Genomic DNA, 18,351 nt, shown 5'->3' on the forward strand with positions numbered 1-18,351 from the left:
AAACCAAACCGAAACGGGTGTATATTTGGCAGTCTTTAACTCTCTCTTTTTAATTCATGCAGGTAACGTTGAATAGCAGCGAGTTTACCTTTCTACGGGGTGGCGGTGAGATGGGCCGGTTAATGCGTTCCTATAACTGGTCGCAAACGTCGGTAGGCAGCCCGGATACATGGCCGCAAAGTCTGCGAACGACGCTCAGCATCCTACTCCATTCAAAGTTCCCGATGTTTCTTTTTTGGGGCCAGGATCTGCTGTGTTTTTACAACGATGCCTACCGGCCCAGCTTAGGAACTAATGGCAAGCATCCATCTGCCTTAGGCAAGCCTGGGGCCGAAGTCTGGCCGGAAATATGGGCTATCATTAAACCCCTGATCGACCAGGTGCTTGCTGGCGGAGAAGCAACGTGGAGCGAAGACCAGCTTATTCCTATCTACCGCAATGGCAACCTGGAAGATGTGTACTGGACGTTCAGTTACAGCCCGGTAAGCGACGAGTCCGGGGAACCAGCGGGCGTATTTGTTACCTGTAGCGAAACTACGGAGAAGGTAGCCACTGTCAACAAACTGGCAGAAGGGAAAGACCAGTTGGCGTTTGCCATTGAGGCCACTGAATTAGGAACCTGGGATCTGAATCCGGTTACCAACAGGTTTAGGGCTAATGCGCGGTTGAAAGACTGGTTTGGGCTACAGCCCGACGACGAAGTGGAGCTTCCGCTGGCTATCAATGTAATAACCGAAAAAGACCGGCAGCGGGTGACAGCCGCTATCCAGCAGGCCCTGCAATACGAGTCGGGAGGGCGCTATGCGATTGACTACACGATTATCCACCCGGTTACCCAGCAAGAGCGGACTGTCCGGGCGAGGGGAAGAGCCTGGTTTACCGAAGAGAAAACAGCGTATCGGTTCAATGGCACCCTACAGGATATAACCGAGCAGAAGAAGGCAGAGCAGGCCCTCAAAGAAAGTGAGGAGCGTTTCCAGGGAGCCATTGCTGCGGTTCAGGGTATCCTGTGGACCAACAATGCCGATGGCGAAATGGAAGGCGAACAGGTGGGCTGGGCCACGCTCACGGGCCAGCGCCGGGAGGAATACCAGGGGTATGGCTGGGCCAGCGCCGTTCACCCCGATGATGCACAACCCACCATCGATGCCTGGCAGGAAGCCGTACAGAAGCGCAGAACCTTTGTTTTTGAGCATCGGGTACGCGTACATAACGGCGACTGGGAACTGTTTTCTATCAGAGCCATTCCCTTATTGGCTGCCGATGGCTCCATCCGGGAGTGGGTCGGTGTTCATACCAATATCACCGAGCGCCGGAAAGCCGAGCAGCAACAACAGGAAGCGGCTGAACTCCTGCAGTCGGTCTTGGATGTATCCACGGTTGGAATCAGCGTGCTCAAAGCCGTGCGCGATGAGCAGGGTGAACTCATTGATTTTGAGTACCGGATGGCCAATCGCGTTACCGAACAGATCAATAATCGCACCGACCTGATGGGAAATCGGTATTCGGCTATTCATTCGGCTTACCGGCAAGCCGGGATATTTGATGACTTTGTGAAGGTTGTCCAGACCGGCCATATTATTGAGCGGGAGCGGCATTATACTGGTGAGGGATTCGATAATTGGTACGCCACCGTTACGGTTAAGCTCGACGACGGTGTCGTTTTTTCCTTTCGCGACATTACCCAGGATATAACCGCCCGGCAGCAACTCGAAGCCAGCGAAGCTAAACTGCGCTCGGTCATTGCCACGGCACCCGCAGCCATCGGGTTGTTTGTGGGCCGGGATTTGATCGTGGAAATGCCCAATCAGTCCTTTATCGATATTGTTGGTAAAGGTCCGGACATCGTGGGCAGGCCCCTTCGGGAAGTGATGCCGGAGTTGGAAAGTCAGCCCTATCTGCAAATACTGGACGATGTGTATACGTCGGGCAGGATGTTTCAGAGTTTCGGCTCCCAGGTAAATATTGTGCAGCAGGGCGTGATGACTCATAACTTCTACAACATCACCTACACGCCACTTTTCGATGCTGAAGGCCACGTGTACGCCATTTTGGATATTGCCATTGATGTTACCGAACGGATACTCGCCCAGCAACGTATCGAAGAAAGCTGGCAGCAATTGCTCGATTCATTTGAACAGTCGCCGGTAGGTATTGCCATCATTGCCAGGGAAAACCTGACGTTCCGTATGGCCAACACCTTCTACGGTGAACTAACTGGACGCACCCCCGTTCAGCTGGTTGGCAAACCCTTGCTGGAAGCCATGCCTGAACTTCGGGGACAGGGGTTCGACCAGTTACTGCAGGAGGTCTTTGCCACAGGTATTCCGTTTACGGCCAGGGAGGTAGCCGTGAACGTTGTGCGGAACAACCAGTTAGAAACCATTTACCTTGATTTTACCTACCAACCCCAGCGCGACATTAATCAGCTATCTGGTGCCGAACAGATTTCGGCTATATTGGTCGTCGCCACCGATATAACGCAGCAGGTTCTTACCCGGCAAACGATTGAAGCCAGCGAGCATAACCTGCGGAGCTTAGTCGAAAGTGCGCCGTTTCCCATTGGCGTTTATGTCGGTCGGGAGATGCGTATCCAGCTTGCTAACCAGGCTATTCTGGATGTCTGGGGAAAAGGGAATGAGGTAACGGGCAAGCTGTATGCAGATCTGCTGCCAGAACTGGAGACTGGCGAAATCTTCGCGCAGTTAGATGCAGTCTATACCACCGGCATTCCCTTTCATGCCAAAAATCAGCGCGTGGATCTTATGATGGATGGAAGGCTGCAGCCTTATTACTTCAATTACAGTTTTACTCCGCTCTACGATGCCGAAGGCAACGTGTATGGCGTGATGAACACCGCTGCGGAAATAACCGACCTTGCGCTGGCTAAACAAAAGGTGGAAGAGACCAAAGAATCCCTGCGCGGAGCCATTGAACTGGCCGAGTTAGGCACCTGGGAAATCGACCTCACCACTGGCATCCTGGCCTATTCCGAACGGGCAAGAATGTGGTTTGGTATCGGAAAAGACGAGATAATTACGATCGAACGGGCCTACCGGCCTATTCGGGAAGAAGACCGGCCACTTGTGAAAGCGGCCATTACTCATGCCATTACACCGGGCACCAACGGCATTTATGAAGTAGAATATCGGGTAGACCCGGCTGAGACAGGCCGGGAGCGAATTCTGCACGCTCAGGGCAAAGCGTTCCTTAACGAAAAAGGAGAAGCCTACAAAATAAGTGGCACCGTGCAGGACGTAACCGAACAACGCAAGATTCAACTAACTCTGGAGCAGCAGGTTAGACAACGCACCCAGCAGTTGCAGGCATCTGTTCAGGATTTGCAGCGGTCGAACCAGAACCTGCAGCAGTTCGCCTACATTGCCTCCCATGACCTGCAGGAACCCCTCCGCAAAATTCAGTCGTTTGGCGATCTGCTCCGAAAGGAGTATGCAGCCCAGTTAGGTGAAGGTGTCGACCATCTTCAGCGGATGCAGGCCGCAGCCAGCCGAATGTCGACGCTCATCAAAGATTTACTGGCATTTGCCCGAATCTCTACCCAACAGGATACCAGTTCTTCGGTATCGCTCACGCAGGTGGTTCGGGCTGCCGTCAATGATTTGGATTTAGTTGTTGAGGAAACCGACGCGCTAATCCACATAGCAGACTTGCCGACCGTGCAGGGCGATCCATCGCAGCTAAACCAGTTATTTCAGAATCTGCTGAGCAATGCGCTGAAATTCCGCCGAACAGATTCGGCCGGCGCTCCCATCGCGCCAACGGTTCGTGTAGCGGCACAAGTCATGTCGGCGGCCAACCTGCCCGATGCGGTCAAACCCAGCCGGGTTGCCCAAATGTACCACCGCATCGACGTGACCGACAATGGCATCGGTTTCGATGAAAAATACGTAGACCGTATTTTTCAGGTTTTTCAGCGATTGCACGGCCGGAATGAGTTTGCCGGTACCGGCATTGGCCTGGCCATCTGCGAGAAAGTAGTTGCAAATCATGGAGGAGCCATCACGGCCACCAGCCAGCCCGGTCAGGGCGCTACGTTCAGCGTGTACCTGCCTGTTTCGGTTTAGTAGGTAGAGCGTGATTAGAAAATTCAACTACTCATCTTACGTAGCTGATAAGCACTACAACATTATCTTCCATCACTATGTCATTGAAAGGGCCTATTATCTCGGTGGAAGATGATCTGGACGATCAGTATCTGATCAGGCAGGCCATACAGGTCTTGTCCATTCCCAATGAACTGCGCTTTTTCAGTAATGGCCAGGAAGCCTTTGATTATCTGTCGGTTACCAGCGAAAAACCCTTTATTATTCTATGTGACATAAACATGCCCGTCATGAATGGGCTTGAATTTCGCAGGCATATTCAGGAAAACGAGTCTCTCAGGCGGAAATCGATTCCATTTATCTACTTCACAACGGCCGCCAGCCCTGAACTTATCGCCATTGCCTACAAAGCAACAGTTCAGGGTTTTTACCAGAAAGCAACGCAGTATGACGCCTTTCAACAGCAAATTCGATTAATTGTCGATTACTGGAGGCATTGCCTGCATCCGAATTATCAGGGATGATGGGTATAATCAGCCAACTTTATTGGTTCACATACGCGGCAATTGCGGGTTGGATCGATGGCAGGATGGCCTCTATCTGCGTTTTTTCCGCATCGGTCCAGTACCTCGGCGACCCAAACAGGCAAGGCTGTAGAATGCCCCACAACTGCCCCTCTCCCGTGATATGGGCGTGAATAAGCGCCCGGTGGCCGAAGGTTTTTCGTTCAAATTCACGGTTCAGGACATCGGGACCGGCCGTTTCCACATCAGCCACGTAAACCGACGGGTTAAGCGTAATGGCTGCCCGAAATAGGGGATCTTCCTGCGGCAAGTCGGTGGTGTCAGGCTGCCAGTCGGGTTGAACGACGTCGGGAATAGTGTCGTTTTTTCGCCAGCACAGGGCAATGCGGCCATGTTCCCGATCGGGCTGACGCACATATAGAAAACAGCGGTCGGCGTTCAGCACCTTGCCAACCTGTTCAATGACCTGGTTAAGCGTTGCTTCGGGAGACTGATGCTGAGTCAGCAGGTCATTAATTGTCTCTGGAAGTGAGTTTAAATCCGCCATACCATTTAAACGAAATACAGGCGATTCAGTTTAAGAGTAGGTGCAGCTATCTCCGCACTAAACCATGAAAAAACTGCTCAACCTGTTGCCGTTGTTACTGGTCACTCTATCAGCCGCAGCGCAAACCAAACCAGCCTCGCCCACGCCACCCTCGGTTGTCTCGGTGGTGCAGGGCATCACCGGTAAACAATTCCTGCCCGACACGGCCTACGTGGCCTTGTCGGAAGAGGACGAAACGCTGCTGGTCAAAGAGCCTATCGCGAATTGGGGCCTGGCGCAGGAATCGGGTAAAGACATGCTTTATTACAATCTGGTCATTGGCACCCGATCCTACCAGTTAGTCATTCTCAGGTTGCCAAAAACCGAGTTCCCAACGGCAACGCTGCTGCGCTTCACGACGCCTAAATCGAAACCGGAGCCTATTGCCCGTGGCACGCTCAAACCGAAGGAGGGCGAAAAGCCGAAGTAAACTCCTGATTAGAAATGGGTTTTCAGTTCTCTGGCTATACCGCTCTTGCTATGTTCGACATCCAGAAAACCTATAGCAGAATGATGCCATTGTAGTAGTGAGCGTAAATCAGCGGTGTAGCAAGCAACTCTCTGTCAAGTTGCGTACTTACGGCACGTTAATCGGCCCAAAGAGATTTTCCCCGAAAACGTTCGACCGCTTCAGAGACCCGTCGCTACGCGGTCACAAATCTCCTGGTTCATGTTATTTTAGCTTTCTTCGGGCAGTCATCACTATCCGCTCGATAAGACTAAGGCGATTCCAGCGCATGACCCAGAATGGTTCTTCGGTTGCGCCGAAACTTTTGTAAAAGTCGCGGACTGAGGACTTTTCAGGACTTTCAAAGTCAAAAATTAACGGGGATCCGGCATGGTCCCGAATCATCTGGTCAATCAGCAGCGTTCGGGCATTTCCCCGCCGACCCGTTTCGGAGGCCGCGTTGAAGAGATAAATAAGTCGGTTGCCTTCCTTCACAAACAAAGCTCCGGCTTCAATGCCGCCATCACGCAGAGCATAGCGCAACGTGACTAATCTGCGCTGTGTCAGGGCATTTACTACGTTTCTGAACAGATCATACGCCCAGTCGGCTACGCCCCCGTCGATGGCATCGGCGTGGTTTTCCCGGAATAACCTGAGCAACGGTTCAGGGTCTGTTGAATCGACAACTATCCAGTTGGCAGCGAAGCCCCGGCGCAGGTTTAGCTGGCGGTCGCGGGTGTAGTTTCGGCTGATGGATTCGTAGTCGGCATCGAGGTCGAGTATATGCGTTGTTTTAGCCGAAACACTACTGAAATCGAGCAGGTTATCTGGCGGCTGGCGCGTGCAGACTACAGAACTGTAGCGAAACCGGTTCATCAATAGCTCAAAAAACGGCGTCGGATCGAGCGGCTCCCCCCGGCTGAAAATGCCCAGAAACTGACAGAAAAACGGCTGATGAACAACCCATTTGCTAATGCCAACGATACGCTTTCGGCGCAGGGAAATGGGCATAACCCCTTGATACTGCCCTACTTCGTTCGTCAGCACAAGACCAATCCATTTCCAGGAAGGTGCGGGCAACAAGGCATCTAAATACCAGGAATACCCATACACAATCCGGTGGGGAGAAGCAGCCACGCAGGCATCCCAGGCCGTAGCGTCGAGTTGATGGCGGGGAATGATTTTCAGCACGACAACAACTACTACTTAAACTGGGCTTTCAACTTATCAATTACGTCGCGGATTTCGGCGTGTTTGGCTACTTTATCACTAATGGTCTGCACGGCATGAATGACGGTGCTGTGGTCGCGTCCACCAAAATGATAGCCGATCGATTTAAGCGACAGGTCCGTCTTTTCTTTGGCTAAGTACATCGCCACCTGACGCGGATACACTAATTCCTGCTTGCGGCTTTTGGCTTTCAGGTCGGCAATGGTCACGTTGAAAAAATTGGCAACGGCCTCCTGAACGGTGTCAACTGTAACTTCCCGCTCCGAGTCGACTACAATATGACGCAGCGTTTGTTTCGCTAACTCAAGGTCAATTTCACGGCGGTTCAGCGATGCCTGCGCCATTAAAGAAACAATGACGCCCTCCAGCTCCCGAACGTTTGTGTTGATGCTGTGCGCCAAGTATTCGATGACATTATCGTCGATGTAGATACCTTCGGCCTGGAGTTTTTTCTGAATGATGGCAATGCGCGTTTCCAGGTCGGGCGTCTGTAAATCAGCCGACAAGCCCCATTTAAACCGGGACAACAGCCGATCTTCCAGTCCGTCAAGCGCACGCGGGGCACGGTCGGAGGTCATAATAATCTGCTTGCCCGACTGGTGAAGGTGGTTGAAGATGTGAAAGAAAATCTCCTGCGTTTTCTCCTTTTTCTGCAAAAACTGCACGTCGTCAATCACCAGCACGTCAACCTGCATGTAAAACGAGGTGAAGTCGCGGATACCATCGCTGCGAACCGCGTTCAGAAACTGGTTCGTAAACTTCTCCGAGGTAACATAAAGAACAAATTTGTTATGGCTGTTATTCTTGATGTAGTTACCAATGGCCTGTACCAGGTGAGTCTTGCCCAGCCCAACACCGCCATGAATCATGAGGGGATTGAACGACGTGATACCGGGTCGTTCGGCTACCGCATAACCTGCCTGCCGTGCCAGCCGGTTGCAGTCTCCCTCCACATAATTGTCGAACGTATAACTCGGATTCAGGTAGGAATCGAGCGTGAGAGAGTCTAAGTCTTTCAGTTGAAACGGACTTTTCAGAATGTCGGGGTTGACATTATCGGGCTTAGCCGACTGGGGTGTTTTGGTCGTTGGTACATTAACCGTGAGCGGGCGGTTTTGCTCGTTGCCTTTATCGACAATAATCGAGTATTCCAATTGCCCGTCGCGCCCAATGGCCGTATCGAGGGCTTTACGCAGCGCATGAACGAAGTTTTCTTCGAGCCATTCGTAAAAAAACTCACTGGGCACCTGAATGGTCAGCACATGCCCATTGAGGTGGAGGGGCACAATTGGTTCGAACCAGGTGTTGAAGCTTTGTTCGGGTACAATCTCCCGGATAACCATCAGACAGCGATTCCACACCGTCGTTACTTCGCGCTGCATGAGTGTCTGATTGAGTTATAGCCAGGAAAATACATTTCAGTTACGGGTAGTGTCGCAAAAAAGGGAGACAAATGTAGGGAAATATCTAACCAGACCGTGCCCGCAGAACCACGTTTTTCAGTAAGATTAATTTCTCTGCCACCAATGTTAAGCTAAAATTACGCGAATCGAACGGAAGGTCAAGGGCGTAAACTAATCCCTTTGAATAATGCAATCAGGCCATCTGTCTGGCTGCTGAAAACGCAGGTTTCCCCCGAAAAGATAAAAAGCTTACTTTTATTAATTCCTTCTTAATTAGTGTTCCGCAAGCATTCATATGTAAGAACAGGCGTTGAAAAATGGCAACTACATGACAATCAATGCCTTCTATTTGCCTACTAAATTAGAATTCAATTAGTAAGTCAAATAAGAAAAACAGTTTATAAATAAGTAGCGTAAATGCGTCGCATGGATTCACCCAATCCATGCGATTTATGTTTATTAAAATGCGCGTTCGTTTCTGGTTTCGGAAGCAACAAGGTCAGTCCAGTGGTCAGTTAGGCATACTTTACGGGACAATCACAATTCACAAAACCCGCTCTGAACCATTCAGTACGGGTATTTCTGTAAAAAAAGGGAACTGGAATGCTAAAACACAACAGGTTACAGGTAGGCAAGGCGCAATCCTGAACGATGAATTAACGGCCATTCATACCGATCTGCTCACCATTAAGCAGAACCTGCAAAACGCCAAACAGGATGTTACCGCCGAATCGGTCAGGGCGGAGTGGCTCCGGCAACAACACGGCCCCGACTCACTACTGATGTTGATGAAGCTGCACGAAAAACACCAGCGAAAATATGGCAAGGGTAAGAAAGGGAAACCACTCACCGATGGAACATTCCGCCAGTATGAAACGAATCAGGCTTACTTAGCTGACTACCTGACAAATCATAAAGCTGTCTCACTGAACCCCGAAAAAATTAACGCTGCCTGGCTACTTCGGTTTGAACAATATCTAATGACCAGGCCAACGCATCCCCTCAAACAAAGCTCTGTAAATTACGCCATTACCTACATTAACCAGGTTCTAAAATTTGCCCTGGCGAATGAGTTGATACGAACCGCACCGGCACTGTTTCACAAACTCACACCGGCCATACCCACAGAACCTACCCCGCTTACTGACAGTGAATTCCGCTCACTCGAACAGGCTGAATTGCCCCAGGCGCAACGCCGGGCGGTGGATTGCTTTTTGTTTCTGCGTTACACGGGTCTGCATTACGTAGACGGGCGAAACATCACCAATAGCTCAATACAGGTAGACACGTCAGGCCGTGAATACTTGCGGGTGGTTCGCCAAAAAACCGAGGAACCCGCCCTTATCCCATACCATCCGAAAGCCAAAGCCGTAGCCAAAAAATACGGCGGGTTGGCCTGCTTACCGTTTACTGAATTCGATAACATGAATAACCAGCTAAAAGCGGCCGCTAAATCGGTAGGCATCGGGCGAAACATTACGCCCGGCACGGCCCGCGATACGTTTGCCGATGACTGTTCTAACAACATGAATATGAGTGACGAAAGTCTTGCTGCAATGCTTGGCCACACCACCACCGGGCAAGTGAAGAAGTACCGTAAAATTTCAATTGAGCGAATTGCTAAGGAATGGAAAGAATAATTTAGTTACTTTGGGACAATGTCAACCTAAATTTTAATCCAATGAAAACACACGCATTAGCCTTAATTATTACCCTTTTCGCTCTTGCTGGCTGCAAGAAAGAAGACGTTGACCCCAGGGATGGATACGTAGGCGACTATGATACCGTATCTACTTCTTATACGCCTGCGGGTTCGGGGTCTTTAGGTTCAGTAAAAGCAAGTAGCCACACAAGCAAAGAGAAAATAACAATTACGAAATCGTCAACGCCAAATGTCCTGATAATATCGTCTGAACAGGCAGCCCGTGTTTATACGGCCACGTTGAAGGAAGACGCTGTATTTGTGTTAGACCCCTTTTACAGTTCTGAGACCTATGTGAATAACACACGCTATACGATTACAGTGACGGGTGACGGTCGCTTTATCGGTAACTCATTAAAGTTAAGTATAGCTATCTCCGCTCCCGCGCTGGGGATGAACCAAGCGATAAACGTTGTAGGCACTAAACGATAAAAACCCATTCTGACAATCTCCAATCCAATGAAAATACCTATTTTAGTCCTTGTGGCCATCTTTTTTTTTAGTTGCTCCGACAATAATCAACAAGCCAAAGTAGAACAACTTGAGAAGGAAATTCACGCCTTAAAGAAGCAGGTACAAGCAGAAAAGGTGAAACCTAAAAAGCAACCAAAACGCCGAACAGTTGACGATAATTTATTGATAATGACCAGCGATAGTGAATCCGCTACTATAGAACAGCCTTCACCCGAAAGGGCAGAAATGTTTGCTGATTTGGATAAAGTTACTGCCGAAATCGCAAATGTTGGCTACTATAACTTAGGTATGGGGGGAATTCATAGCGTCATTGTAAAAGTCAAAAATCCAACTAAACTGTATTTTAATTATATGAATGTACGGCTTGCTTATATCAAGGCATCTGGTGAAGTATTCAAAAACGAGGAAATTACCTTCTATAGAGTTGAGCCGTTTTCTGAACGCTTATTACCCGCTCCAGAAAGTCAGCGTGGAACATTGGTTAGGTGCGGCATTCTCCGGTTTGATATACCGGGTGCTCCAGAATTAGGCAAGCCAAGAGAATTTTAAAATAGCAAAAGCCCCGCTTTTTATGAAGGTCAAACCCTGCCAATGCCCGGTATGCCGTGCCACAAAAAAGCACAAACGCACGGCTGTGAGACGTTACTTTAAACGAGCTATGAGCAAGTGGCGACGTAAGGCCGCTATTGGTCAGGTGAAGAATTTCTATTGGGCTTAACCATACTCCATACCTCACTCCATAATTAGCAAACAGCCCGGCCAATGGTCGGGCTTTTTCTGTGCACATACAAAACCGTAGATTATTTGGTTTGGCTCAAAAAATTGAGCCGTATTTTGGCTTGCGCGGTCTGGCTCCTGCCAGTCGACCGGAAAAAAGACGCGCTGCCCGTTGGGACGAACAAAAGATTATTCTGTTTAGTCTCACACCGTTATCACTAACCCCTGTTCATTATACTGGTAGGTTGGCCGCTTTTCCCGAATGAAAATAAACAGCCCGACCAGGCCACAAACGACCAACGCACTCAAGGCGCGTTTCCATCCCCATAGCGACCACACCACCAGCAAGGCCACACCTACGATACCTAAAAATACCTGCTCGTTCTGGAGCAGGGCACCAAAGGAGTTCGGGGCAATGAATCCGTTATAGATGCTGAATCGAATCGTTTTCCCGTCTCTATCGTTGGGCGAAATCAAACAGTCGGGCAAAACGATGGGCTGCGTGCCGGCATAGATTGGCAGGTAGCTATTATGCCGGTCGGCGGTACTGGTTTTCTGAAAGAAGTTGAGCGACTGTTGGTTGTACAGTTCATTAACCGTGCTGACGGGGTGCGAATGAAAACGCATCGGCAACAGGCCCCGTTGCATGGCCACCGAAATAGCCTGGTTATAATCCAACGTGCGGGGCTGAAAAGCCCTATCGGATGCTGACAGGTTAGCGAGCTGCACAATTTCCCGAACAAACAGGGTGTTGCTGCGGGTGTCGGCTTCAGCGTACAGAAACCCGCCTATCTCGCTGTTTTTCAGGTACACGGTAGCAAGCCTGGTAAGTACGGCCGTTGGCACCACAAGCCGAACCGGACGGGCTAAAATAAGGGTGGTGCGGCCCTCGGTTTCGACCACCTCAAACAGACCACTCGTTACTAATTTCGCTGTATCAACCATTCTTTCAAGGGATTATAAAAAACGCCAGGCGCAATACGTCCCGGCGTTTCTGAACCATCCTAAACCCTAAACGCGCCGGCGGCCCGGCCTAACCTTGTACTTGTAGTTGTGGCTGTTGGCTCCGGCTCCGGTAGATGAACACCACCGCCAGGACCAATAACCCAACCATTGATTTTGAGCGGCTTTGCCGATTCAGCAGGCCAATAGCGAACAAAGCGGCCAACGCCCAAATAATGTATTCGATGCCTTTATTCTCAATGGCCGGTGCTTCAGCATAATACAGAATATCGTCACTGGCTCCCTGCGTAACCTCCGTGTTGGATAGCACGGGTTTCGATTGGGCAAAAAACGTGTTGGTTAAACTCGCATCCCAATCGCTGGCAAATTGGGCGTTGCCTGATACGGTCAGGTGTGCGCTGCCATCGTGAAAACCCGGCGTTCCCCAATACCCGGCGTTAAAATCCGGCCCCTGCCAGGTGTTGGGCTTGGTGCCGATGAATGATTTGAGGGCGTTCCCGATTGCTGCGCTACCCAGCCGGTCAGGTTGGCCGGTGGTTTCTTCCTGCACCAGCACAAACGGCAAATCAGGATGCCCAAAGTGATTCCGGGTGTAGTCGATGACAAAGCCCAACTGGTCTAAAAACTCAGTCGGGGATGATGACACGTCATTGTACCCATGTTCGCACAAAATAGCCCGAACGCCGGTGCGGGGTACGTAGTCGGTCAGAACTTTTTCTAACGGGCGGTAGGGTTGCCGGTCGGCATACTTGATAAAACTATGCTCAAACGGCATGTTGTTGAGCACTCGGTAATTCTGCTTGATGTTGGAGCCACCAAAGGCGGTGCCATACAACAAAACCGGCACGTTGAGCCGTTTCACCAGCTTGTCGCCAAGTTGCCCCCAGGCACCCGGCCCGCCTTCCTGAAACGGCCCTACCCGGTTGGTCAGTTGCTCGTACTGAAAATCGGTTTCCGTCAGCGAGTCGGATAGGGTCACGACCCGTTCATCGGTTGACGCTGAACCAAGCGACCAACTCATAAACGAATGGCCCCACACAATAAAGACTTCACCGGCTCCGGCTTTTACCGTCTGCATTTGGGTGCCATCGCTCACCGTCACGTCATACCAACCCCCCAGGGCGGTAACGCCACCAGCGAAGTTTCCGGCGGCATCGGCCACTAACTCCAGGCTTGTTTCTTCGCCAAAGACCAGGGGGCGTAGCGCGATGGTGAGCGTGGCGTAGGGCGTGGCCGTTCCGCGAAGGGGAATAATGGCCCGGTTTTGGTTGTCGCGCTGATAAACGGCGCGGTGGTAGGGTTCCTGAACGTTAAGCATCGAAGGCGTAGAAATAACTGGTGATACACAGGTAGCACAGACAAAGGAAACCAGCGAAATAATAGTAGCTCGCATCAGCTAACAGATACAGAAAATAAAGCCCGAAGGCGGCACCGGCGGTCAGCGTGAGGTAATGCAACAGAATCGCCAGGACGAATACGAACAGAATCAGGTTACTTTTTAGGTTCTTCATATAGGGTCGATGCAACGAGGTAAGCCATTGCTTTAGGTCGGCGTTTCATCCGAACGGCATCGTTTCGGTTGTTATCCCGGTAGACGGTCGAACTCGTACCGGTGTTGCCTTCCATGCTGATGTAATAATCTTTCCCGTCGGGCCACTCGACAATGATGCCGATGTGACTGATTCGGCCTGACCGGAACCGGTAGCCCACCACGTCGCCAGGGCGGGGTTTGCCGGGTACTATCTTTCGCTTGGAATACACATACGCCTTGTTGTCCAGGAACCATTGTGCGGCCTGTGCGGGATTTTTACAGGTTTTGGGAATCTTGCCCCCGCCTGTTTTATAACACCAGGCTACGTAATAGGCACACCAGGCGTCGCGCCAGCCTTTTACTTTTTTGTTCAGCGTCAGGCTACGGTATTCATCAATCCGGGGTGAATCGTTATGCCCCCGGATTTCATGCACACCCAATTCGCCTTTGGCCCGCTCCACGACCTGCGTGGCCACTATAGCGTTACCTGGTAAATCGACGCTAAGAATTGGGTGATGACGTAGAGCAATCCCAGCACAAAAAACAGCCGCGATTGTGCCGAAACCTCCTGAAAATCCAGCTCGAACGATTCGCCCGACGCCCGACGGTTCAGGTACTCGGTCACGGTGTAGAAATACCGCCGAATCACCAGAAACACGAACAACAGCCCGGCAAAGAGCATGAACCCATGAAAGGCGGGTTTGCTCAACACCTGCGCGATATAGCCGATGGTGCCGGTGTTGCCCTCCCCTACGTAGTACAGACCAAACCATGCCGCTAAAAAGGTTAAGGCGATATTGAGGTTTCCCCGAATTTGTTTGATTAACCAGGTGCGATGTTCGGCCCCAGCGTCGATTTCCGGGGCTGCATCGGGTTCGCTTTCCTCGATGCCCAACGCCCGGCGCAATTCCGTTGCCCGGTCTTCACCCTCTTTGGCGTAGGTGCGTAGGGTGTGCCGCTCGGTCTCCGAGGTGGCGCGACTGGCTTCAATCCGAAACGCTTTGGCATCGGTCAACACCTGCTCTAATTCGGCTTCGTTGGCCACACGAATCCGCTCTGCTTCGGCCACCTGCAACTGATACAGGCGGTCGCGTCCTTCCTGCATCAGTTGCTCTTGTTGGCGTAGCTCTTCGCTCAGTTGCGTTATATCGTCCATTTCCGGCATGAGAGCGGCTTACCGGCGGGGTTCGTAGTGAATCGTTTCGATGACCACATGGGCAACTCCATTCGGCGTTCCCGCAATGCTAAACGTGACGTTATCCGAAAAGCCACATAGCAGATTTACGCCCGTTTCGCCCGATTCCAACGCTAAGGTAGACCCATCATAGGCCAGTCGTTTTGACAGGTCTACGCGCTTTCCCGTTGTTTCGATACCGGGGAATATTTCATCAAAAATGCGATCATACTGCATTTTCAAAAATTCACGGTCGGTTTGGCGTCCAATCACAACCCCTCCCGCGTCGGGCGATAGTCCCTCCGGGTCAGGATAGGCATGAACATACACTTCATCGCCCTCAATCAACAGCGTAACGGGTGCATTATCACCGACAATGATTTTTTGGAAAGAGCTACGTTTTACCAGATTCTTGAACATGTTCTTTGTTGGTTAAGTGAATGAATTATTTTATTTCGGATACCACCACAACCGTTGCTCCGTTGCCGGCTTGAGAATCAAGATTATACGTTCCGGTTGCCAGGCTTTTCGATTCGCCTGGCAACAGTCCATACAGGGCAATCAAAACGGCCCGCCTTGTTCTGTGAGGTAGGCCCGACGCGGCTTCCAGCGTTTCTTTGTCGGTCAAAATAACCGGCGTCATACCCGTGTTGACGACGGTTGTTTTTCCGCCACCCGGTGCTGTAAATTCGCCTGGCGCGTTGATTTCGGTGAAGGTCTTTTTCATTGGTTTCTGCGTTTGTTTAGTAGGAATAAAAGCCCGATGGCGGCTAAAATGGGGAGTACATAATTTGGGGTTGAGCCGGTGTCTACACCCGGCAAGACATAGCGTGAAATGGCCTCTTTCACTTCCTGAATGGTGATGCTGCCATCTAAATTTTTATCCAGCACTTTGTTTAGCTCGTACTGACGTTTGCCCGTTGCAGTGGTGGCGTGGATGCTGTACAATACCTGCCCGTCGGGTCGGCCTAAGTAGGCCGGGGCAAAGACTGCCAGGTACAAATCATACACGTCTTTTATCTTGCTGGCATAGGGCGAAAGGTATTTCTCTACGTAGTCAAGTTGAGCAACGGCACTCATTTTGGCCAATTGGTCAAGCGTGACACCCCACCCTTTTATGGCTATTTCGGTAAACTGAATGAGTCCCACTGCTCCAGACCCGGCATAATTGCGAATGGCCGGGCTGAATGTTCCAGCCGTTTCGACCCGCATCACAATCATCAGCCAATTAGGGTCGATGCCCAGCCGTGCCGATACTTGCCGAACCTTGCTAATGAAGGCCGCCCGGTAGGCAATGGGTACAAGTTCTTCGTAGGTCAACATCAGTTTGTCAGGTCAGGTAGTTCAGTGGGTTTACGTAGTTCCCCAATTCGTTGCGTACTGTAAAATGCAAATGCGGCCCCGTCACGTTGCCCGTTTTGCCACTGTAGGCCATTAGTTGCCCTTTGGCTACGGATTGATTGATTTTCACGGCATACGAACTCAAATGGGCGTAGCCAGTGGTCAGGCCGTTAGCGTGTTTGATAACCAACTGATTCCCGCCCTCCTTCGTGGTGTACAGGCTCGTGACGGTTCCTGCCGCTGGAGCCAACACGGGCGTACCCTCTTTGGCCGAAATATCAATGCCATTATGGAAGGTAGACGCCCCGGCGGTGGGTGCTACCCGGTTGCCAAACGGTGATGTTATGGTTCCTGTGAGTGGCCAACTCAGCTTACTCTTTCGTAACCATAGGGCCACGAATGCAATGGCAATCAGCAGTAGGGCAATGGCTTCGCGTCCCATTTAGATAAAGGTTAATGACCCTTTGTGAACCCATGAATCCACGTCATACAACCCCCAAACAGCAGGCTTTTTGACATGCACAAACCGGCCTTTGGTGCCGTTAATGGTCAGGTCAGCTTCTCCGGCATACTTGCCCACGTTTTCACCTTTTGTAGCTGTGTCGGCAATAGCACCCGGCTCTTTGTAAACCCTGACGTGTACCGACTGCGTGGCCACACACGTTTTATTCAGTAGGCTTTTCACCACTGTTTGCGGCCCGATAATCACGCTGTTTCCCGTTGGGGTTTTCGTTGTGGTGGCCGGGCCGACGTTCGGCGTGGTGGTCGTGGTTCCAGCGGCTCCGACGCTTGCCCAAAACTGTTGCAGTTCGGCGGCACTCAGTTCGCTGGCTAAATCGGTGGATAGGTCGGAATTGTACAGCGTTCGGTAGGCATCGGCAACGGCGGTGTAGTTCCTGATCTGAGTGGCCACCGATAGCACGGCGGTCGTGTCGGTGCTGTCTATGCCCATCGTCCAGTTACTTCCCCAGGGCTGAAACGCTTGACGCAATTGCTGCGCGAGCAAGGCGTTTTGGTCAGAGCCAATAGCATCACTCAGAGCCGCTTGCTTTGACTTTCTCCAGCCACTAACCAGAATGTACAGCAATACACCCACTGCCAGAAAAAGCAGGATATTGTTATACCGCCCGTCGTTCACGTCGCTAAGGTCTTCGCGCTCTATGGCCATCGTTAAAAGAAGTTTTTAAATCCACCGCCCTTCATAGCGTTCCCAATGCCAGGGAATGCCGTTAGCAGGTCATTCAGGCCAACTTTGCCGGTTTGCGCCTTTTTTTGCAGTCGTGTGAAGGCCGCTATATTGTCTTCGGTGAGCACGGCCCGGAACACGTCGGGGTCGTTTTCGGCAGTCTCGGTTAAGGTTTCGATGAGTTCGTAAGCCCGTATCCCTCCCGATTCGGTAGGCGTATCAAACGCGGCTTTTAGGGCTTTAAACAGGCGAACGAACAACGCCATTATCATTTCGTCGTTAATCTCGATAACGCCAGGACTTTGATTGATTTTCACGGGTTTCATAGGGTTGCGAGTTATCCAAATAGGCCGGAGCCGGTAAATACTTTTTTAACGGTGCTGGCAGAATCAGCGGCACTGGCAACGGTTTTCATGGTTTCGGCAAAATCAGAAACCCCGTCACCATCGGCGTCTTCAAACAGGAATTTTTCGATTTTATCCACCTTTGCTTTGTATTCCGGCCACTCTTTGCGAAGCTCTTTGAACTCGGCATACATGTCGTTAAACATGAACTTTTGCCGCTCTTCCTCCTGAATCTTCAGATAGATATGGTCGGGAATGTTATAGGCGTTAGTCGATGCTGATGGATTCATGGGCGTAGGGTACTGGTGGTGTTGGCCGCTCGATATAGTCAGGTCGTGCCAGGCGGCTCCGTTGTGCTTTTTGAGGTGGTTAGCCGCTTTGAGCCGGTAGGTTCCCGACGGGAGTTGGGCAAGGCTTTCGCTGAGGTGCGCTATGCTTTGTTCCAGGTCGGGCGTTTCGCGGTTGCGCTTCATCAGCCGCGAACCATCATACAAATACCAGTACGGCGTTTGGTCGGTTCGTAGCCGGTCAAGTATGGTTAGTTCGGTGTACATCGGGTTGATTACCAGGGGTGTCGGGTTTGAGAACCCGACACCACCGACAATAGATTACTTGCTGTGCTTCTTAATCAAAGCATCTTTCTGACGCTTGTCTTTATCGTATT

The 18,351-nt window shown here is 51.0% G+C and carries 21 protein-coding genes; 6 read left to right on the forward strand and 15 right to left on the reverse strand.

Annotated features, from left to right (window positions below):
* Window positions 1-56 precede the first annotated feature (56 nt).
* Together ACYVI1_RS19640 and ACYVI1_RS19645 are read left to right on the forward strand one after the other, a co-directional pair.
* Window positions 57-4,085 (forward strand): PAS domain-containing protein, encoded by a 4,029-nt coding sequence (locus ACYVI1_RS19640; RefSeq protein WP_460912452.1) that lies wholly within the window; start codon window positions 57-59, stop codon window positions 4,083-4,085.
* 77 nt (window positions 4,086-4,162) lie between these two features.
* Window positions 4,163-4,588: a response regulator gene (locus tag ACYVI1_RS19645; protein ID WP_460912453.1), complete on the forward strand. Its 426-nt coding sequence runs from the start codon at window positions 4,163-4,165 to the stop codon at window positions 4,586-4,588.
* Between the two features lie 19 nt (window positions 4,589-4,607).
* Here ACYVI1_RS19645 and ACYVI1_RS19650 read toward each other — a convergent pair whose 3' ends face one another.
* Window positions 4,608-5,135 (reverse strand): GAF domain-containing protein, encoded by a 528-nt coding sequence (locus ACYVI1_RS19650; RefSeq protein WP_460912454.1) that lies wholly within the window; start codon window positions 5,133-5,135, stop codon window positions 4,608-4,610.
* A gap of 64 nt (window positions 5,136-5,199) precedes the next feature.
* On the opposite strand from ACYVI1_RS19650, the gene ACYVI1_RS19655 reads away from it, so the two are divergent.
* A complete protein-coding gene (locus ACYVI1_RS19655; RefSeq protein ID WP_460912455.1) occupies window positions 5,200-5,604 on the forward strand; it encodes a hypothetical protein in 405 nt (134 codons plus the stop codon).
* Window positions 5,605-5,847: 243 nt separating this feature from the next.
* On the opposite strand, the gene ACYVI1_RS19660 is transcribed toward ACYVI1_RS19655, so the two are convergent.
* Window positions 5,848-6,813 carry a GNAT family N-acetyltransferase gene (locus ACYVI1_RS19660; RefSeq protein WP_460912456.1) on the reverse strand — a complete coding sequence of 322 codons (966 nt, stop codon included), beginning with the start codon at window positions 6,811-6,813 and terminating at the stop codon, window positions 5,848-5,850.
* A gap of 11 nt (window positions 6,814-6,824) precedes the next feature.
* A complete protein-coding gene (gene dnaA / locus ACYVI1_RS19665) occupies window positions 6,825-8,234 on the reverse strand; it encodes a chromosomal replication initiator protein DnaA (protein WP_460912457.1) in 1,410 nt (469 codons plus the stop codon).
* Window positions 8,235-8,707: 473 nt separating this feature from the next.
* On the opposite strand from dnaA, the gene ACYVI1_RS19670 reads away from it, so the two are divergent.
* Genes ACYVI1_RS19670 through ACYVI1_RS19680 form a run of 3 tightly spaced genes read left to right on the forward strand, consistent with a single transcriptional unit; the run spans window position 8,708 to window position 10,980 of the window.
* The gene (locus tag ACYVI1_RS19670) at window positions 8,708-9,895 is read left to right on the forward strand and encodes a phage integrase SAM-like domain-containing protein (RefSeq protein ID WP_460912458.1); all 1,188 of its coding nucleotides are present in this window, start codon (window positions 8,708-8,710) and stop codon (window positions 9,893-9,895) included.
* 41 nt (window positions 9,896-9,936) lie between these two features.
* On the forward strand, window positions 9,937-10,389 hold the full coding sequence (locus ACYVI1_RS19675) for a hypothetical protein (protein ID WP_460912460.1): 453 nt from the start codon (window positions 9,937-9,939) through the stop codon (window positions 10,387-10,389).
* 27 nt (window positions 10,390-10,416) lie between these two features.
* Window positions 10,417-10,980, forward strand: a complete 564-nt coding sequence (locus ACYVI1_RS19680; protein WP_460912461.1) for a hypothetical protein — start codon at window positions 10,417-10,419, stop codon at window positions 10,978-10,980.
* A 372-nt stretch (window positions 10,981-11,352) separates the two neighbouring features.
* Here the strand turns inward: ACYVI1_RS19680 and ACYVI1_RS19685 are convergent, their stop codons facing one another.
* From ACYVI1_RS19685 to ACYVI1_RS19740, 12 genes are all read right to left on the reverse strand, one after another.
* Window positions 11,353-12,093: a hypothetical protein gene (locus tag ACYVI1_RS19685; protein ID WP_460912462.1), complete on the reverse strand. Its 741-nt coding sequence runs from the start codon at window positions 12,091-12,093 to the stop codon at window positions 11,353-11,355.
* An 88-nt stretch (window positions 12,094-12,181) separates the two neighbouring features.
* On the reverse strand, window positions 12,182-13,429 hold the full coding sequence (locus ACYVI1_RS19690; RefSeq protein ID WP_460912463.1) for a hypothetical protein: 1,248 nt from the start codon (window positions 13,427-13,429) through the stop codon (window positions 12,182-12,184).
* Window positions 13,422-13,622: a hypothetical protein gene (locus ACYVI1_RS19695; RefSeq protein ID WP_460912465.1), complete on the reverse strand. Its 201-nt coding sequence runs from the start codon at window positions 13,620-13,622 to the stop codon at window positions 13,422-13,424. Before ACYVI1_RS19695 ends, ACYVI1_RS19690 begins: the two co-directional genes overlap by 8 nt.
* A complete protein-coding gene (locus ACYVI1_RS19700) occupies window positions 13,603-14,118 on the reverse strand; it encodes a CHAP domain-containing protein (protein WP_460912466.1) in 516 nt (171 codons plus the stop codon). Before ACYVI1_RS19700 ends, ACYVI1_RS19695 begins: the two co-directional genes overlap by 20 nt.
* Window positions 14,118-14,798, reverse strand: coding sequence for a hypothetical protein (locus tag ACYVI1_RS19705; protein ID WP_460912467.1), 681 nt, complete (start codon window positions 14,796-14,798; stop codon window positions 14,118-14,120). The genes ACYVI1_RS19700 and ACYVI1_RS19705 overlap by 1 nt, the downstream gene beginning before the upstream one ends.
* Window positions 14,799-14,816: 18 nt before the next feature.
* Window positions 14,817-15,236 (reverse strand): hypothetical protein, encoded by a 420-nt coding sequence (locus ACYVI1_RS19710; RefSeq protein ID WP_460912468.1) that lies wholly within the window; start codon window positions 15,234-15,236, stop codon window positions 14,817-14,819.
* A gap of 25 nt (window positions 15,237-15,261) precedes the next feature.
* Window positions 15,262-15,543 carry a hypothetical protein gene (locus tag ACYVI1_RS19715; protein ID WP_460912469.1) on the reverse strand — a complete coding sequence of 94 codons (282 nt, stop codon included), beginning with the start codon at window positions 15,541-15,543 and terminating at the stop codon, window positions 15,262-15,264.
* Window positions 15,540-16,139: a transglycosylase SLT domain-containing protein gene (locus ACYVI1_RS19720; RefSeq protein WP_460912470.1), complete on the reverse strand. Its 600-nt coding sequence runs from the start codon at window positions 16,137-16,139 to the stop codon at window positions 15,540-15,542. The genes ACYVI1_RS19715 and ACYVI1_RS19720 overlap by 4 nt, the downstream gene beginning before the upstream one ends.
* A 7-nt stretch (window positions 16,140-16,146) precedes the next feature.
* On the reverse strand, window positions 16,147-16,599 hold the full coding sequence (locus tag ACYVI1_RS19725; RefSeq protein WP_460912471.1) for a M23 family metallopeptidase: 453 nt from the start codon (window positions 16,597-16,599) through the stop codon (window positions 16,147-16,149).
* A complete protein-coding gene (locus ACYVI1_RS19730; RefSeq protein WP_460912472.1) occupies window positions 16,600-17,325 on the reverse strand; it encodes a hypothetical protein in 726 nt (241 codons plus the stop codon).
* A 2-nt stretch (window positions 17,326-17,327) separates the two neighbouring features.
* Window positions 17,328-17,669, reverse strand: coding sequence for a hypothetical protein (locus tag ACYVI1_RS19735; RefSeq protein ID WP_460912473.1), 342 nt, complete (start codon window positions 17,667-17,669; stop codon window positions 17,328-17,330).
* A gap of 11 nt (window positions 17,670-17,680) precedes the next feature.
* Window positions 17,681-18,241, reverse strand: coding sequence for a hypothetical protein (locus ACYVI1_RS19740; RefSeq protein ID WP_460912475.1), 561 nt, complete (start codon window positions 18,239-18,241; stop codon window positions 17,681-17,683).
* Between the last annotated feature and the right edge of the window lie 110 nt (window positions 18,242-18,351).

This window comes from Spirosoma areae (assembly GCF_054781775.1).

Coding starts and splice junctions, on each gene's coding strand:
- ACYVI1_RS19725 (WP_460912471.1), bottom strand. CDS start 16,599: ATGGGACGCGAAGCCATTGCCCTACTGCTGATTGCCATTGCATTCGTG.
- ACYVI1_RS19710 (WP_460912468.1), bottom strand. CDS start 15,236: ATGTTCAAGAATCTGGTAAAACGTAGCTCTTTCCAAAAAATCATTGTC.
- ACYVI1_RS19720 (WP_460912470.1), bottom strand. CDS start 16,139: ATGTTGACCTACGAAGAACTTGTACCCATTGCCTACCGGGCGGCCTTC.
- ACYVI1_RS19730 (WP_460912472.1), bottom strand. CDS start 17,325: ATGGCCATAGAGCGCGAAGACCTTAGCGACGTGAACGACGGGCGGTAT.
- ACYVI1_RS19640 (WP_460912452.1), top strand. CDS start 57: ATGCAGGTAACGTTGAATAGCAGCGAGTTTACCTTTCTACGGGGTGGC.
- ACYVI1_RS19650 (WP_460912454.1), bottom strand. CDS start 5,135: ATGGCGGATTTAAACTCACTTCCAGAGACAATTAATGACCTGCTGACT.
- ACYVI1_RS19705 (WP_460912467.1), bottom strand. CDS start 14,798: ATGGACGATATAACGCAACTGAGCGAAGAGCTACGCCAACAAGAGCAA.
- ACYVI1_RS19655 (WP_460912455.1), top strand. CDS start 5,200: ATGAAAAAACTGCTCAACCTGTTGCCGTTGTTACTGGTCACTCTATCA.
- ACYVI1_RS19645 (WP_460912453.1), top strand. CDS start 4,163: ATGTCATTGAAAGGGCCTATTATCTCGGTGGAAGATGATCTGGACGAT.
- ACYVI1_RS19735 (WP_460912473.1), bottom strand. CDS start 17,669: ATGAAACCCGTGAAAATCAATCAAAGTCCTGGCGTTATCGAGATTAAC.
- ACYVI1_RS19740 (WP_460912475.1), bottom strand. CDS start 18,241: ATGTACACCGAACTAACCATACTTGACCGGCTACGAACCGACCAAACG.
- ACYVI1_RS19695 (WP_460912465.1), bottom strand. CDS start 13,622: ATGAAGAACCTAAAAAGTAACCTGATTCTGTTCGTATTCGTCCTGGCG.
- ACYVI1_RS19685 (WP_460912462.1), bottom strand. CDS start 12,093: ATGGTTGATACAGCGAAATTAGTAACGAGTGGTCTGTTTGAGGTGGTC.
- ACYVI1_RS19690 (WP_460912463.1), bottom strand. CDS start 13,429: ATGCTTAACGTTCAGGAACCCTACCACCGCGCCGTTTATCAGCGCGAC.
- dnaA (WP_460912457.1), bottom strand. CDS start 8,234: ATGCAGCGCGAAGTAACGACGGTGTGGAATCGCTGTCTGATGGTTATC.
- ACYVI1_RS19680 (WP_460912461.1), top strand. CDS start 10,417: ATGAAAATACCTATTTTAGTCCTTGTGGCCATCTTTTTTTTTAGTTGC.
- ACYVI1_RS19675 (WP_460912460.1), top strand. CDS start 9,937: ATGAAAACACACGCATTAGCCTTAATTATTACCCTTTTCGCTCTTGCT.
- ACYVI1_RS19715 (WP_460912469.1), bottom strand. CDS start 15,543: ATGAAAAAGACCTTCACCGAAATCAACGCGCCAGGCGAATTTACAGCA.
- ACYVI1_RS19670 (WP_460912458.1), top strand. CDS start 8,708: ATGTTTATTAAAATGCGCGTTCGTTTCTGGTTTCGGAAGCAACAAGGT.